The 432-nt window shown below is 78.9% G+C and carries 1 protein-coding gene; it reads left to right on the top strand.

Annotated features, from left to right (window positions below; genetic code table 11):
• Positions 1 to 44: 44 nt before the first annotated feature.
• Positions 45 to 432: CHAD domain-containing protein (locus KN815_RS49720; protein WP_216348263.1), on the top strand; the 388-nt coding region annotated here is incomplete at its 3' end.

Genomic DNA, 432 nt, shown 5'->3' with positions numbered 1-432 from the left:
TGGCCGATCGGGGCACGGCCGACCGGGGCACGGCCGACCGGGGCGTGCAGGACCGGGCGGCGGAGGCCGCGGCGGCGCCCTCGTGGGAGTCGGCGACGGCCGGTGAGGTGCTGTCGGCGTATCTGCACGCCCAGGCCGGGGACTTCCTCCGCAGCCTGCGGCTGCACCGCGAGAGCGGCTCCGATGTGCGGGAGGCGGCCGAGGCCGCCCGGCTGCTGCGCCGCGCCGCACGGCGGATCAGCGGCGCACTCTACGTCTACCGCCCGCTCACCGATACGGCCTGGTCCGATCAGCTCCGGACCGAGCTGGCCTGGCTGTCGGGCACGCTGGCGCGGGAGCACGCCTACGCCGAGCGGCTGGACCGGCTGCGCGGCGCCCTGCACCGGCTCTCGGGCGCGGGCGGCCCCGCCGACCGGGCGTCGCAGGGCGAGG

Origin of the sequence: Streptomyces niphimycinicus (assembly GCF_018883605.1) — a bacterium.
Classification (GTDB): Bacteria; Actinomycetota; Actinomycetes; order Streptomycetales; family Streptomycetaceae; genus Streptomyces; species Streptomyces niphimycinicus.
Note: the sequence above shows the minus strand (reverse complement) of the source record. Positions and strands in the feature narration are given on the sequence as shown.